Origin of the sequence: Streptomyces sp. R41 (assembly GCF_041053055.1) — a bacterium.
Classification (GTDB): Bacteria; Actinomycetota; Actinomycetes; order Streptomycetales; family Streptomycetaceae; genus Streptomyces.
This window is the reverse complement of sequence record NZ_CP163443.1, coordinates 8,054,374-8,067,480: the sequence shown is the minus strand read 5'-3', so window position 1 is coordinate 8,067,480 and position 13,107 is coordinate 8,054,374. Positions and strand designations below refer to the sequence as shown.

General features: G+C 71.5%; 13 protein-coding genes. 5 read left to right on the top strand and 8 right to left on the bottom strand.

The annotated features are described in order from the left end of the window. The first annotated feature begins 390 nt into the window (after positions 1 to 390). Positions 391 to 1,308 carry a lytic polysaccharide monooxygenase gene (locus AB5J53_RS36710; RefSeq protein ID WP_369249901.1) on the top strand — a complete coding sequence of 306 codons (918 nt, stop codon included), beginning with the start codon at positions 391 to 393 and terminating at the stop codon, positions 1,306 to 1,308. A 4-nt stretch (positions 1,309 to 1,312) separates the two neighbouring features. Here the strand turns inward: AB5J53_RS36710 and AB5J53_RS36705 are convergent, their stop codons facing one another. Beyond that, positions 1,313 to 1,978 carry a Tat pathway signal sequence domain protein gene (locus AB5J53_RS36705; protein WP_369249900.1) on the bottom strand — a complete coding sequence of 222 codons (666 nt, stop codon included), beginning with the start codon at positions 1,976 to 1,978 and terminating at the stop codon, positions 1,313 to 1,315. A gap of 603 nt (positions 1,979 to 2,581) precedes the next feature. On the opposite strand from AB5J53_RS36705, the gene AB5J53_RS36700 reads away from it, so the two are divergent. The 3 genes from AB5J53_RS36700 to AB5J53_RS36690 all read left to right on the top strand — a co-directional run bounded on the left by AB5J53_RS36700 (position 2,582) and on the right by AB5J53_RS36690 (position 5,034). Next, positions 2,582 to 3,241: a DUF6230 family protein gene (locus tag AB5J53_RS36700; protein ID WP_369249899.1), complete on the top strand. Its 660-nt coding sequence runs from the start codon at positions 2,582 to 2,584 to the stop codon at positions 3,239 to 3,241. Next, on the top strand, positions 3,241 to 3,660 hold the full coding sequence (locus AB5J53_RS36695; RefSeq protein ID WP_369249898.1) for a DUF6114 domain-containing protein: 420 nt from the start codon (positions 3,241 to 3,243) through the stop codon (positions 3,658 to 3,660). Before AB5J53_RS36700 ends, AB5J53_RS36695 begins: the two co-directional genes overlap by 1 nt. A gap of 129 nt (positions 3,661 to 3,789) precedes the next feature. Then, positions 3,790 to 5,034 carry a cytochrome P450 gene (locus AB5J53_RS36690; RefSeq protein WP_369249897.1) on the top strand — a complete coding sequence of 415 codons (1,245 nt, stop codon included), beginning with the start codon at positions 3,790 to 3,792 and terminating at the stop codon, positions 5,032 to 5,034. A 7-nt stretch (positions 5,035 to 5,041) separates the two neighbouring features. Here AB5J53_RS36690 and AB5J53_RS36685 read toward each other — a convergent pair whose 3' ends face one another. The 5 genes from AB5J53_RS36685 to AB5J53_RS36665 are packed head-to-tail and all read right to left on the bottom strand — an operon-like array spanning position 5,042 to position 9,062. Then, complete coding sequence (locus tag AB5J53_RS36685; protein ID WP_369249896.1) at positions 5,042 to 6,382, bottom strand: cytochrome P450; 1,341 nt, start codon at positions 6,380 to 6,382, stop codon at positions 5,042 to 5,044. Then, positions 6,379 to 6,996 carry an ATP/GTP-binding protein gene (locus AB5J53_RS36680; protein ID WP_369249895.1) on the bottom strand — a complete coding sequence of 206 codons (618 nt, stop codon included), beginning with the start codon at positions 6,994 to 6,996 and terminating at the stop codon, positions 6,379 to 6,381. The genes AB5J53_RS36685 and AB5J53_RS36680 overlap by 4 nt, the downstream gene beginning before the upstream one ends. Then, entirely contained in the window at positions 6,974 to 7,333 is a 360-nt protein-coding gene (locus AB5J53_RS36675; protein WP_369249894.1) for a DUF742 domain-containing protein, read from the bottom strand. The genes AB5J53_RS36680 and AB5J53_RS36675 overlap by 23 nt, the downstream gene beginning before the upstream one ends. Further along, entirely contained in the window at positions 7,330 to 7,743 is a 414-nt protein-coding gene (locus AB5J53_RS36670; RefSeq protein ID WP_369249893.1) for a roadblock/LC7 domain-containing protein, read from the bottom strand. Before AB5J53_RS36670 ends, AB5J53_RS36675 begins: the two co-directional genes overlap by 4 nt. Beyond that, positions 7,740 to 9,062, bottom strand: a complete 1,323-nt coding sequence (locus tag AB5J53_RS36665) for an ATP-binding protein (protein ID WP_369249892.1) — start codon at positions 9,060 to 9,062, stop codon at positions 7,740 to 7,742. The genes AB5J53_RS36670 and AB5J53_RS36665 overlap by 4 nt, the downstream gene beginning before the upstream one ends. Before the next feature lie 237 nt (positions 9,063 to 9,299). On the opposite strand from AB5J53_RS36665, the gene AB5J53_RS36660 reads away from it, so the two are divergent. Further along, positions 9,300 to 10,241: an AraC family transcriptional regulator gene (locus AB5J53_RS36660; protein WP_369249891.1), complete on the top strand. Its 942-nt coding sequence runs from the start codon at positions 9,300 to 9,302 to the stop codon at positions 10,239 to 10,241. A 102-nt stretch (positions 10,242 to 10,343) separates the two neighbouring features. On the opposite strand, the gene AB5J53_RS36655 is transcribed toward AB5J53_RS36660, so the two are convergent. Continuing rightward, on the bottom strand, positions 10,344 to 11,699 hold the full coding sequence (locus AB5J53_RS36655; protein ID WP_369249890.1) for a helix-turn-helix domain-containing protein: 1,356 nt from the start codon (positions 11,697 to 11,699) through the stop codon (positions 10,344 to 10,346). Between the two features lie 218 nt (positions 11,700 to 11,917). Continuing rightward, positions 11,918 to 12,931: an alpha/beta hydrolase gene (locus AB5J53_RS36650; protein WP_369249889.1), complete on the bottom strand. Its 1,014-nt coding sequence runs from the start codon at positions 12,929 to 12,931 to the stop codon at positions 11,918 to 11,920. Positions 12,932 to 13,107: the final 176 nt, after the last annotated feature.

Here is a 13,107-nt window from a genome sequence, read left to right as displayed (position 1 = left end):
TGCGGAGCAGCGGACGATCGCTTCGTCGTCGAAGCGGCGGGGGGTGCAAAACCAGCAAGTGGCGCGGTGGCCGACCATGCGCGTACGACCCGGTGAGGGGTTTCCTGTGGGTCGTCTGTGCTCGAACGATAGGCAAAGGGCAGGTAAGAGGGATACAGGGGAAACCCTCGATCTGGCCGGTAACCGACCCTCGAACATGGGCAGTTGCCGAGAAGGTCCCGTTTCGCGCGTATCGCGGCACTGAACGTTCGGCCCCGTGGCCCCGTACTTGACGGTGCCCCGAGCGAGGAGTGCGTCCAGGCCGCGCGCGGTGGCATCCGCCGCGACGGCTCTCAGCCACGACGCCGGAATCCCGATCCGCTTCGCCGACGCACCGAGGAGACCCACCGGATGACCGCCTACCGCACCGCCACCTCGGCCGCTGTCGCCGTGGCGGCTCCGCTGCTCCTCGCTACGTGGGCCGCGGGGCCCGCCCAGGCGCACGGCGCGCCGACGGATCCGGTCAGCCGGGTCGCGGCCTGCTCGCCCGAGGGCGGAAGCCTGATCCGGACCGCGGCCTGCGAGGCGGCGATCGCCGCGAACGGCGCGCCCTTCACGGCCTGGGACAACCTCAGGGTGGCCGGCGTCAACGGCAGGGACCGCCAGGTGATCCCCGACGGGCAGCTGTGCAGTGGAGGCCTGGCCGCCTACAAGGGCCTCGACCTCGCCCGCGCGGACTGGCCCTCGACCCGGCTGACTCCCGGCGGGAGCTTCACCCTCACCTACAGCTCGACGATCCCGCACACGGGGACCTTCAAGCTGTATCTGACCAAGCCTGGCTACGACCCGACCCGGCCCCTGAAGTGGTCCGACCTGCCGGCGCAGCCGTTCGCCACCGCCACCGACCCGTCTCTGGTGAACGGCGCCTACCGGATCAAGGCCAAGCTGCCCTCCGACCGGACCGGCCGCCAGATGCTGTACACGATCTGGCAGAACTCGAGCACGACGGATACGTACTACTCGTGCTCGGACGTCGTTCTGTCCGGCGGGCACGCGGCTTCGACACCCGCCGCCCAGAACACCCAAAGGACGACGGCACCGGCGAAGCAGACGCCCACGCCCGCGCGGACAACCACATCGCCGGCGCCGGCGACCGACTCTCCGACACTGGTGACCACGTCACCGGCCCGGGAGACCGCTCCGGATCACTTGGCGCCCGCCGCCGACAGCACCTCGGGCGGCAGCGCCACGCTCCCCCTGGTGGCCGGGGGGACCGCGGCGCTCCTCCTCACCGCGGGGGTCGCCGTCACCATCCGGCGCCGCCGCTGAGCGGTCAGTTGACGAAGACCGCCGGGCTCCCGGACTGGCTGGTGTCCGTGACGGGTGCGTACTTGGCGGTGAAGTAGCCGTTGCCGAAGCACAGCGACGAGCCGGAGGTCTTCGTGAACTGCTGGTTGGTGAAGGCGATGCTGTTGTCCGTGTTGCTCGCCGTCCCGGACAGACTCGACGCCTGGTAGACACAGGTGATGCTGCCCAGCAGGGTGCGCAGCTTGACCGTGGTCTGAATGGTGGAGCCGGCGGCCGGAGTGACGGTGACGGTGCCGTCGGAGGCCACGGTGGTGGTGTACGGCAGGTTGTCGACCGTGATGCTGGTGACGCCGAGCACGCCGGTGACGTTGCTGGTGCACGTGCTGCTGTCGAAGGTGTGCCCGGTGAGCGACTCGGTGGCCGCACCGGGGGCCGCCGGGTTGTCGGCGACGGTGGCCGTGAAGGTCGACGCGGCACAGGAGACGCCGCTCGTGCCGGTGCTGCTGGAGTAGAGCGTGGCCGCGGTGCCGCTCGCCAGCGACGCGCTGAGGACGTCACCGGTGGCGACGGGGGTGCCGCCCGCGGCGCCGGTGGTGAGCACCGGGGTGTCGGCCGCGGAGGCGGGGACGGTCGCGGACACCGAGAGGGCCGCGGCGACGCCGATGAGGGCAAGGAGGGATCGAGTACGCATGGGGGGTGCCTCTTCTCCGAAGGGGGGTGTGGGGGTGCCTGGCCGCGCGGGGGCGCGGGGCGTGCGGGGGTGAACCGCTGCCGGGCCGTGGCGTCTTCTCCGTACGACACGGACCGGCAGCGACAGCCGGGCGACCGGACACGGCCCAGGGGGAAGGCGACCGTGCCGGTGCCACGGGGGTGGGGGGACGAGTGGGCGCACTGCGCGTTCGGACGTGTCACGACTGCCCCGTGGAGAAACGGGGTCCGGGAGGTGACGTGCGCGCACCGAGGCGGATCCGGCGCCACGGATCCGAGGGAAACAAGGGAGAGTTGTAGACCTGGTGAATGGTCAACGTCAAGGCACAGCAAGGAAGTTGAAGGTCAGAGCGACCTTGTCACCGCGCCGCATTCACAGGCGCAGCACAACCAACACCCTTTTCCCACAAGTCGCTTGACCCACGAATGTAACCCCGGGTAACTTCCTCGGCGGCTACTGCGGCGTAACAGGAAAGCCCTTGCACCCGCCGGGAGTTGTGAGGAGCCGTACGCCGCAGCCGCTGTCCGCGCCAGGGCAACGAGCCGCCGAAGCCCCACCCGCATTGACTATGCCCAGGGAGCAGACATGGCCTCGCCCTCGGACGCCACGGCGTCCAACGGTTCCACCCCCGAAGACCTGGAGAGCGCTTCCGCGAGACGCGGGCGCGTTCGCCTGCGGCGCGCCGCCGTGATGGCGGTGCCCGCCACCGCGATCGCCGCGGGGTTGATGATCCTCACGGCCCAGGGCGCCCTCGGCGTCCAGTTCGCCATCTCCGGCATGCCGTTCACGGTCACCGCGACGGAGCTCAACGGCACGGGCTTCGAGCAGTTCGGCGGCCTCGACAACATGGCGGAGGGCAGCCCGAACGCCGGCGACACCGGCGGCCAGGTCCTGGTCGTCACCTCCGCGATCAAGAGCGCGACGCTCACCAAGCTGTGCCAGAGCGTCGACCTGGGCAGTACGAACCTGCTCATCACCGCGGGCAGCGGCTCGGACAAGGTGCAGGCGACCCATCTGACCACCGACTCGACCGAGCTGTCGGGCGACGCGTCCTTCGACAACATCGAGATCGGCAACGACGCCAGCACGCTCGACAAGGCCGGAGTCCAGGGCCCCAAGGGCGTGTTCAGCCAGCAGGCCGACACGGTGCGCATCGCGAACCTGCGGCAGACCAACTACGCCACCACAGCAGCGGTGTTCAAACTCCCCGGTCTCAAACTCCGCTTCAGCGACACGGGTTGCTGATGTCCTCCGTCCGGAACCTGAGGTCCGGTTTCCGGCAGTGGCGCGTGCACCGCCCCTTCTGGGGCGGGCTGCTGCTCACCCTGGCCGGGGCGGAGATCCTCCTCACCGAGAAGGCGTCCCTGAAGGTCGTCATGCACATCGGCATGCAGGGCCTGGCCGGCTATCTGCTCCCCACTCTGATGCTGCTCTGCGGCCTGCTGATTCTCTTCAACCCCACCCAGCGCCTCTTCTACTCCCTGCTCGGCATCCTCCTCTCCCTCGGCACCTGGCTCACCTCCAACTTGGGCGGCTTCCTCATCGGCCTCCTCCTCGGAGCCACCGGCAGCTGCCTCACCTTCGGCTGGCTCCCGGAGCAGGAACCGCGCCGGCGACTGCTGCGCCGCCGTCACGAGCGGCAGCGGGCGGCGACCGAGGCCTAGGAACACTTGCGTCCATGCGCAGGGAAGTTGCCCGCGTACGAACTTGGCGTCAGGCGGTCTCGCTGGGGAACCGTACCCCCGCGTAGCGTGACGTGCCGTATTGACGTTCGAGTGCCAGGGAGGCTCACGATGGGAAACCCAAGCCCCTTAGTGATAGACGCGACCGGCCGCGACATTCACGCAGAAGCCGCCCGCATCCGCGCCAGGGGGCCGGCGACCCTCGTGGCGCTCCCCGGTGACGTGGAGGCCTGGGCGGTCAGCAGTCCGGAGCTGCTCAAGCGGCTGCTGACCGATCCCCGGGTGTCCAAGGACGCCCGGCAGCACTGGCCCCGGCTCGCGAACGGGGAGATCACACCGGACTGGCCGCTGTTCACCTGGGTCGCCGTGCAGAACATGTTCACCGCGTACGGGGGCGACCACAAACGCCTGCGCATTCTGGTCTCCAAGGCGTTCACCGCGCGCCGGACGGCCGCGCTCCAGCCTCGTATCGAGGAGATCACCGAGCAGCTCCTCGACCGGATCGAGGAGGCCGGGCGCGGATCCCAGGTCGTCGATCTGCGCGAGGAACTCTGCTACCCGCTGCCGATCCAGGTGATCAGCGAGCTGTTCGGCCTGCCCGAGGAGCGGGGGCCTGAGCTGCGGCGGCTGGTGGACCGCATCTTCGACACCTCCGCCGACCCGGGCGAGATGACCGCCGCCTACGAGCGGTTGTACGTCGTGCTTGCCGAACTCGTCGCCGCCAAGCGGGAGTCGCCCGGCGACGACCTGACCACCGGGCTGATCGCGGCCCGTGACGAGGAGGGCAGTACACAGCTCAGCGAGCAGGAGCTCCTCGACACCCTGGTGCTGATGATCAGCGCCGGGCACGAGACCACGGTCAATCTCATCGACAACGCCGTGCATGCCCTGCTCACCCACCCGGAGCAGCTCGCGCACGTCCGCGCGGGCCGCGCCACCTGGGACGACGTGATCGAGGAGACCCTGCGGGTGGACGCGCCGGTCGCGAGCCTGCCCCTGCGGTACGCCGTGGAGGACCTCCCGCTCGCCGAACTGGGCGGCCCGGCCGACGCCGTGATCGGCAAGGGCGAGGCGATCCTCGCCGCGTACGCCGCCGCCGGCCGCGACATCGAGCGGCACGGCAAGGACGCCGACCGCTTCGACGTCACCCGCGCCGACAAGGAGCACCTCGCCTTCGGCCATGGCGTGCACCACTGCCTGGGCGCCCCGCTGGGCCGCCTGGAGGCCCGCGTCGCGCTCCCCGCGCTCTTCGACCGGTTCCCGGACCTCCAACTCGCCGTAGCCTCTGAGGAGTTGCGGCCGGTGGACTCCTTCATCTCCAACGGCCACCGCTCCCTGCCCGCCAGGATCGGGTAGACGCCGGTCACTCCCCGCGCCACCACGCCAGCAGCCGGGCCCAGCCGCTCCTCGGCCGGTCGGGCCCCTCGGTGGGCGGCACCGTGGCGGGCGCCGGAACGGCACTCGGGTACGGCTGCCGCTCACCATCGGGCCGTACGACCGTCGTGGTGGGCGGGAAGCGTACGGGCAGCGCGGCGAGCGCACGGTGGAACGGGCCGGGTCGCCAGACCAACTCCTCGACAGAAGCGGTCAGTTCGACGTCGGGGAGGCGGTCGAGGAGCTTCTCCACCGCGACCGCCGCGATCAGCCGGGCCGGGCTCTGCGCCGGGCAGTTGTGCGGGCCCGCGCTCCATGCCAAGTGGGCGCGGTTGCCCGCCCGCTGATCGGTCATCAGGGCCGGGTCGGTATTCGCGGCGGCGAGACTCACGACCAGCGGATGACCCGCGCGCAGCAGCGCGCCCTCGTACATGACGTCGTGCATCGGGTAGTGCACGGCGTAGTTGGCCATCGGCGGGTCGGTCCACAGCACCTCGTCCAGGGCGTCCTCCACCGGCAGGCTGCCGCCGGACAGGTCGCCCCCGAAGCGGTCGTCGGACAGCAGCAGCCGCAGACTGTTCGCGATCAGGTTCTGCTGCGGCTCGGTGCCGGCGCCCATCAGCACGACGAGGGTGTGGATCATCTCCTCGTCCGTGAGCCCAGCAGGGTGCGCCATCAGCCACGACGTCATGTCCTGCCCGGGTTTGGCCCGCTTCAGCGTGACCAGGTCGAGCAGGGTGGTGCTGAGCAGCTCGTTCGCCTTCTCGGCGTCCACCCCGTCGAAGATCCCGGACATGCCCTCGACCAGCCGGACACCGTAGTCGGCCGGACAGCCGAAGAGGTGGTTGAAGACGAGCAGCGGCAGCACCTGGGCGTACTCGCCGAGCAGATCCGCCGTGCCGAGCGGCGCGAACCGGTCGATGAGCGTGTCGGCGCTGCGCTCCACGTATCCGCGCAGCGTGTTCGGTTCCACCCGGGCCAGACTGTCCGTGATCGCCCCGCGCAGCCGTCGGTGCTCCTCGCCGTCCGTGAACAGCGCGTTGGGCCGGTACATCATCATCGGCACGACCGGGCTGTCCATCGGGACGGTGCCGTCGGCCAGGTCCTTCCAGCGGCGGGGGTCCTTGGAGAAGGTCTCCGGGCTGCGCAGGACGTGCAGGGCGGCGTCGTACGAGGTGACGAGCGTCGCCTGGACTCCGGGTGCCAGTTCCACGGGGGCGGTCGGTCCGAGCCTGCGCAGCCGCTGGTAGACGGCGGCCGGGTCGGCCGCGAACTCCGGGCCGTGCAGCGGCTCGTGGAAGGGGCAGCCCGGTGGGGGTACGGCACTCACGCGTGCTCCAGTTCGCCCGGTCGGCTTTCGCCGGTGCGGGTCAGCAGGTATTCGACGAGGGCGATCAGCGCCTCGGTGGAGGACACCCGGTCGCGGGCGTCGCAGCGTACGAGCGGGGTCGAGGGCAGCAGGTCCAGGGCCTCGCGCACCTCGTCCAGGTCGTGTTCGGGGGCGTCGTCGAAGTCGTTCAGGGCGACGGCGTACGGCAGCCCCAACTCCTCCAGTACGCCCATGACTTCGAAGGACTGGTCGAGCCGCCGGGTGTCGGCCAGGACGAGCGCGCCGAGCGCTCCCCGTGTCATGTCCTGCCACAGCTCGGTGAAGCGCTGCTGCCCTGGGGTGCCGAACAGGTAGAGGACCAAGGCGTCGTTGAGGGTGAGGCGGCCGAAGTCGAGCGCGACCGTGGTGGTCGTCTTGTCCCTCGTACCGGCCAGGTCGTCGACGAGGGCGCCGGCCTGGGTCATGACCTCCTCGGTGCGCAGTGGCCGTATCTCGGACAGCGCGCCGACGAAGGTGGTCTTGCCGACCGCGAAGTGGCCCACGATCAGCAGCTTGACCGCGGTCTGCACACTGGGGCGCAGATAGACGTCGTCAGAGGCGGGCGCGGAGCCCATCGAGCACCTCCTGGAGGATGTGGGTGTCGGAAGGGCGGGCGGAAGGGATGGGCGCGCGGGTGACGATGTGACCGCTGTCCATCAGGTCGGCGATCAGCACCTTGGTGACGCTGACCGGCAGCTCCAGATGCCCGGCCACCTCGGCGACCGACAGCGCTCCGGGCCTGCACAGCTCCATCAGCCGGCGCTTCTCCGGGCTGAGGCCGCTCAGCGGCAGATCGTCGGCGGCGATCAGCAGCGTGACCAGGTCGAGGGTGTTGCGGGACGGGTGGGAGCGGCCGTCCGTGACGACGTACGACCGCACCAGCCGTTCTCCGGGACGGCGCCGGGGCGTCATGCCGGACTGCCGGCGTCCTGCCGGGCCGGGCTGGTCAGCTCCTTGCCGAGCCGGTCGACCAGCTTGTGCATGCGGTAGGTGACCGCCTCCATGTCGACGTTCTCCGTCGTCGACACCGCGAGATACGCGCCCTCGCCGGCGGCGACGAGGAAGACGTACCCGTGTGCGAACTCGATCAGGGTCTGCCGCCAGGGCGTGTTCGGGCTGCCGCAGAACTCGGCCGTGCTGCGGCTGATCGACTGCACCCCGGACAGGCCCGCGGCCAGCCGCTCGGCGTCGTCCCGGCCGATGTCCGCGGAGTGGGCCCGGAGCATGCCGTCGGCGGACAGCAGGATCGCGTGCCGCGCCTCCGGCACCTTCAGGACGTCGTCGAGCATCCACCCCAGCTCGTTGGTCATGGGCGCGATCATCCCTGTGTGTTCCCTTCGTTCTCGTGGGGGGCTTCGTCGGCGGCGGGGGCGTCCTGGGCGGCCCGGCCGAAGCGCGTGCCGCGCGCGAACGCGCCCATGCGCCGGGCGTTCTCCTCGGCCGACCGGCCGCCGACCTCCTCGGTCGGCGCGGCGGTTCGCTCTTCGGTGGTCGCCGACGCCTGCGGCGCACGACGGCGCCGCTTGGGCAGTCCTCCGGGCGTGGTGGCCTCCGCGGGCTCGGTCGTACGAGGGGATGTACGAGTCGTGGTGCGAGCGGGCGCCGGGGTCGGCTCGGCCGGCGGCGGCACTTCCTGGACGGTGTCCGCGTGCGTGAGCAGGGCCGCCGGTACGAACACCACGGCGCGCACACCGCCGTAGGGCGAGCGCGTGTCCACGGAGACGCTGAAGCCGTACCGCGCGGCGAGAACGCCGATGACGGCGAAGCCGAACTGGGGCGGGTCGTCGAGGCGGGTGACGTCCACCGCGTGCCGGCCGGAGAGCAGCGCGGCGGCGTGCTCCGTCGCCTGCCCGTCCATGCCGACGCCCGCGTCGTCGATGATGACGCAGGCGCCGTTGTGCACCGACTGGACGTTGACCTCGACGGTCGTGTTGGGCTGCGAGTGGCGGGCCGCGTTGTCCAGCAGCTCGGCGACCGCGAGGACCACCGGCTCCACCGCGCGGCTCTCGACGGCGATGTCGACCTGTCCGTTGATCCGGATGCGCCGGTAGTCGCGGACGCGGGAGGTCGCGCCGCGTACGACCTCGATCAGCGCGGAGGTGGCGCGCTGCCGTCCCGGCCAGGAGCCGCACAGGACGGCGATGGCCTGGGCACGACGTCCGAACTGGGCGTTGGTGTGGTCGATTTCGAGTAGGTCGCGCAGCACGTCGGGGTGGTCGTGCCGGTCCTGCATCTCCGAGATGGACACCTGTTGTTCGTTGGCGAGCGCCTGGATGGAGCGCATCGACGCCTTCAGGGCGGCCTTCGCGGACTGGTCGGCGCGGGACTGCGCGTGCTCCACCGCTCCGGAGAAACGTTCGAGAACGCTGTCGAGGCACTTCGCGAAATCCGTGTCGGCCAGCCGGGCGTCGAGCAGACCTACGGCGGGGCCGGGCTGATGCGGGGCGTCCGCAAGGGCCGGGAGGCGGACCGCGACCAGATGGCGCAGCTCCTCGTCCCGGGCCCGCAGCCCGTCCGCCAGCTCGGCGGTCCGGCCGCGCTGCCGCCCGGTGATCCCACGCTGGCGCAGCAGCAGCACGGTGACGGCGAGCAGGCCGACGGCCAAGCACCAGAAGGCTGCCTCCGGTATCCGTTCGGTCATGAGTCTTCAAGTCCCCAAATACGTACGTGAGTTGAAGTGGCGGGAGTCGGAAGAGTGAGGGGCGGGGCGCGAGTGGGCGCGGCGCACGACGGTAGCCCCGCGCCCGCGCCCGCGCTTGCCCCGGCGCGCAAGGAAGTTGCTGTTATACGCACGGGCTGTGTGCACTAGGCTGACGGCGCGTAACTGCCGCCAGCCGCACAGGAGTTGAGGGTGTCGTTGCCCGCGGGAAGCTACCTCGTGGAATCACAGTCGACCGGTGAGGTCGATCCGGGCGAGCGGGCCGACTTCTGGAGCGAGCACATCGGGTCCTACCAGTCCCGAATGGGCTACCGGTACGCGCGCACCGACAACTTCCGCGGCGAGACGGTCCGCCAGCGCACCGAGACCTATCAGCTCGTCCGATTCCGGTCGGACGAGATCGAGTACAGCAGAACCGCGGGGCAGGTCCGGGAGGACCCCGACGAGGACTACCGCCTACTGCTTCCGCTCACCGGCGAGATCGTCCTCCGCCAGGACGGCCAAGAGGCACGGCTGGCGCCGGGCACCGGCACGCTCGTCTCCTTCGGGTCCCCCTTCGAGTGCCTCCAGGACGCGTCCACGCAGGCGTTCATCTTCACGATCCCGGCCCGCGAGGTGGACGGCCCGCTGAACCGCAAGTCGCCGCTGGCCACCGGGCTCGACCTGAGCAGGGGCCTCGGCCGGGTGGTCGGCTCCATGCTCAACGACCTCTACACCGAGCGCCACCACCTCACCGACCCCCAGTTCAACGCCGTCTCCGACCGCGTCGTCGAACTGCTGTGCATGCTCGCCACCGGGGACGACCGCCCGGACGGAGCCAGGCACCTCACCGACGTCGAGACCATGGTCCGCCGCTACGTCCGCGAGCACGCCGCCGACCCCGCCCTCAGCGGTACGTCGATGGCCCGCGCCCTCGGCTGGTCCCTCCGCCAGATCCAACTGGCCCTGCAACGCGCGGGCACCACACCGCGTGACTTGATCCGCGAGGAACGCCTCCGCCTCGTCCGCGAGCGCCTCCAGTGCGGCGACTGCGAACACCTGACCATCACCGACCTCGCGTACGCCTCGGGCTTCTCCTCGGCGAGCGCACTGAGCACGGCGTTCCGGCAGCGGTTCGGGGTGAGTCCTCGGGAGATGCGGTACAGGGGACGGCGACCGTAGGGCCGTCGCAGGGCGCTCGGGGCATTGCGGGCGCGGAGCAGGGTCGGGTGACCGCCGTCTCGGCGGGGGGCGGAGCCTAACCCGTTCCGGTGTCCGCCGCCGTCACGCGGGTGGCGCCGCCCTCCCCGTCCCGGAGTCCGCCGCCGTCCGCCGCAACCGGCGTACAGCAAGCGCAAGTTGCAGACGCAGCCGCCCCTGAGGCGAGTGCACGTCCCAGCCAAGGATGTGCTCGGCCTGTGCGAGGCGTTCCTGAAGGGTCGAGTGATGCACCGTCAGTTCGGCCGCCGCGGCGCGGAGACTGGGGGCGGAGGCCACGGCATGGAGTGTCGCGGCCGCCCAGGTGGCCTCGGCGACAGCGCGCTCCACGGCGAGTACGTCGGGGATCGGCGGGGTGTCCGGGCCCACGGCGGCGGCGAGCAGGGCCAGACCACCGAGTTCCTCGGCGTACACGGTGCGCGCCCCCGGATCCCGTGCCGTGCCCTCGGCGGTCAGCCGGAGCGCGGTCCGGGCGGCGGCCCACGACTGCGGGAATTCGGCCGGCTCGACGGCGGGTCCCACACCGGCCCGCCGCGTCTCGGATGCGCCCCGACCGGCGGCCACGATCTCCGCGCCGCCCTCGTGCAGCGCCACCGCCCGCACCAACTCGCCTTGTTTGAGCCCCAGTTGTGCCGCCGCACGGATCCGCGCGACCTGCGGTGCGGACGCGTCCAGCACCACCTCCACCAGCGCGGGATCGTGCGCCGCGGGTACGGCCGGGGGCGCCCACCCACGCGTCCGCTCCATGACGTCGCGTACGGCACGCGCCGCCCGCTCCAGGATCATGGCCTGCACGCCGTCGGGCGGGCCGGGGCGCTCCAGCCAGAGGGCGGCGCGAGGTTCCGGGGCGCCGCCGGGCATGCTGCCGGGCACCCGGAAGCCGCCCGAGGCCGTGCCCGCCTCCGGAGCGGGCTTCAGCGACGTCGACGGGCTCGCGGAGGCGACGGGTTCCAGTGGAAGCGACGGGATCGCGGAGGCAACGGGCTCCGGTGGGGGCGACGGGCTCGCAGAATCAACAGGATCCAGTGAGGGAGACGGGCTCGCAGAATCAACAGGCTCCAGCGAAAGCGACGCGCCCGCAGATCCAACAGGATCCGGTGGCAGCGACCGGCTCGCGGAGGCGACGGGCTCCGGCGGCGCCCCCGGCCCGGAGGCGCCGGCGGTGTCCAGTGGCGCCCACGGCCACACCGGGTCGGCCGGACCGGCGAGGTCCGCGCGCCGTCCGTCCGGAGTGACCCGGACCCGTACACCGCGCCGCTCGTCGACCAGCCGGGCGGGGCAGCCGGACAGCACGGCGGCCCCGCGCACCAGGGCCTCCAGGCCGACCCGTCCCTCCGTGAGGCGGTCGAAGTACGCGATGACCTGCAGCGCGGCACCCGCGTCCGGGTCGAGCGCCGCGAGCCGTCCTGCCAGCTCTTTCACGGGCACCATCCTGCGGCCGGGACCCCGACCTGCCAAGCTCCGGCACCCTCCCCACCCGGCCGGCCTTGATCTTTCAGCCGGTCCGGCGTTTGAGGACGAGGCCGTCAAGGCCGGAGCGGGGGTCTGGGGGCGGCAGCCCCCAGGTATGGGACGGGTAGGGGCGGAGGGGCGAAAAACTCACGAGCGCCGCATCGACGGCGTAGCCCGGGCGAAGTCGATCACGCGCCCAGCACCCGCCACAGCCAGCGCACCCTGGTCGCCCGGCTCTCCTGGGCCAGCGGCACCTGAGGGGCGAACATCTCGAAGCCGTGGAAACCGCCGGGCCACACGTGCAGTTCGGCACGACCGCCCGCCTGCCAGAGGCGATCGGCATACGCGATGTCCTCGTCGCGGAACGTCTCCGCGGAGCCGACGTCGATGAAGGCCGGCGGCAGCCCGGACAGATCGGCCGCGCGGGCCGGAGCCGCGTACGGCGAGACGTCGGGGCCGCCGACGGCCTCGCCCAGCAGCGCGCCCCAGCCTGTCGCGTTGGCCGTACGGTCCCAGACACCGAGCCCGGCCATCTGATGGCCGGACAGCGAGTCGTTGCGGTCGTCCAGCATCGGGCACATCAGCATCTGGCCGATCAGCTCCGGCCCACCACGGTCGCGGGCCAGCAGCGCGAGGGCCGCGGCGAGTCCGCCTCCGGCGCTGGCGCCGGCGACGACGAGGCGGTCGGGGTCGATCCCGAGCTCCTCGGCGTTCGCGGCCGTCCACAGCAGCCCCGCGTAGCTGTCCTCGACCGGCGCCGGATGCGGATGCTCGGGGGCGAGCCGGTACTCCACCGACACCACCACAAGGCCCAACTCCTCGGCCCAGTCGAGCACTTCGGTCACGCCCATCCGGTTGTCGCCGAGGATCATGCCGCCGCCGTGGGTGTAGTACACGGCAGGCAGCGGTGTACTCGCTCCGGTCGGCCGGCAGACGAGCAGCGAGATGTCCGGCTCGCCCGCGGGCCCCGGCACCGACCGTTCCTCGACCTGGAAGGCGCCGTTCCTGCGGAGCTCCTCGTCCGAGGGGCGCATGTGGTTCGTGCCCTCCCGCAGCGCGGGAATCAGCTCCGCCGTGAAGCCGGACGGGATTTCCTCCGCGATCAGTTCCAGCGCGGCCGCCAGCTCCGGGTCGAAGGGCGGCGGCGGAGGGACCTGCCCGGTGGCTGCCCGTGCTGCGGTGATCGTCGGCTCGACGGTCATGGCGGCTCCTCGCGTCACGGCCACTGCGGTGTGACCAGTGCGTTCATGGTGCCCGGCGGTTCGGCTGCCGGGTACGCGCCGTTCGGCGGGAATCCCCCGCCGAACGGCGGGGCGGCCTCATGTGGTTTTCACCGTCGCCGGGATGACAAGTGTCCTGGGAAGCATGAGCGACGAGC

Excerpts from the sequence above, each read along its gene's own strand:
- AB5J53_RS36710 (WP_369249901.1), top strand. The coding sequence starts at position 391 with ATGACCGCCTACCGCACCGCCACCTCGGCCGCTGTCGCCGTGGCGGCT.
- AB5J53_RS36705 (WP_369249900.1), bottom strand. The coding sequence starts at position 1,978 with ATGCGTACTCGATCCCTCCTTGCCCTCATCGGCGTCGCCGCGGCCCTC.
- AB5J53_RS36700 (WP_369249899.1), top strand. The coding sequence starts at position 2,582 with ATGGCCTCGCCCTCGGACGCCACGGCGTCCAACGGTTCCACCCCCGAA.
- AB5J53_RS36695 (WP_369249898.1), top strand. The coding sequence starts at position 3,241 with ATGTCCTCCGTCCGGAACCTGAGGTCCGGTTTCCGGCAGTGGCGCGTG.
- AB5J53_RS36690 (WP_369249897.1), top strand. The coding sequence starts at position 3,790 with ATGGGAAACCCAAGCCCCTTAGTGATAGACGCGACCGGCCGCGACATT.
- AB5J53_RS36680 (WP_369249895.1), bottom strand. The coding sequence starts at position 6,996 with ATGGGCTCCGCGCCCGCCTCTGACGACGTCTATCTGCGCCCCAGTGTG.
- AB5J53_RS36675 (WP_369249894.1), bottom strand. The coding sequence starts at position 7,333 with ATGACGCCCCGGCGCCGTCCCGGAGAACGGCTGGTGCGGTCGTACGTC.
- AB5J53_RS36670 (WP_369249893.1), bottom strand. The coding sequence starts at position 7,743 with ATGATCGCGCCCATGACCAACGAGCTGGGGTGGATGCTCGACGACGTC.
- AB5J53_RS36665 (WP_369249892.1), bottom strand. The coding sequence starts at position 9,062 with ATGACCGAACGGATACCGGAGGCAGCCTTCTGGTGCTTGGCCGTCGGC.
- AB5J53_RS36650 (WP_369249889.1), bottom strand. The coding sequence starts at position 12,931 with ATGACCGTCGAGCCGACGATCACCGCAGCACGGGCAGCCACCGGGCAG.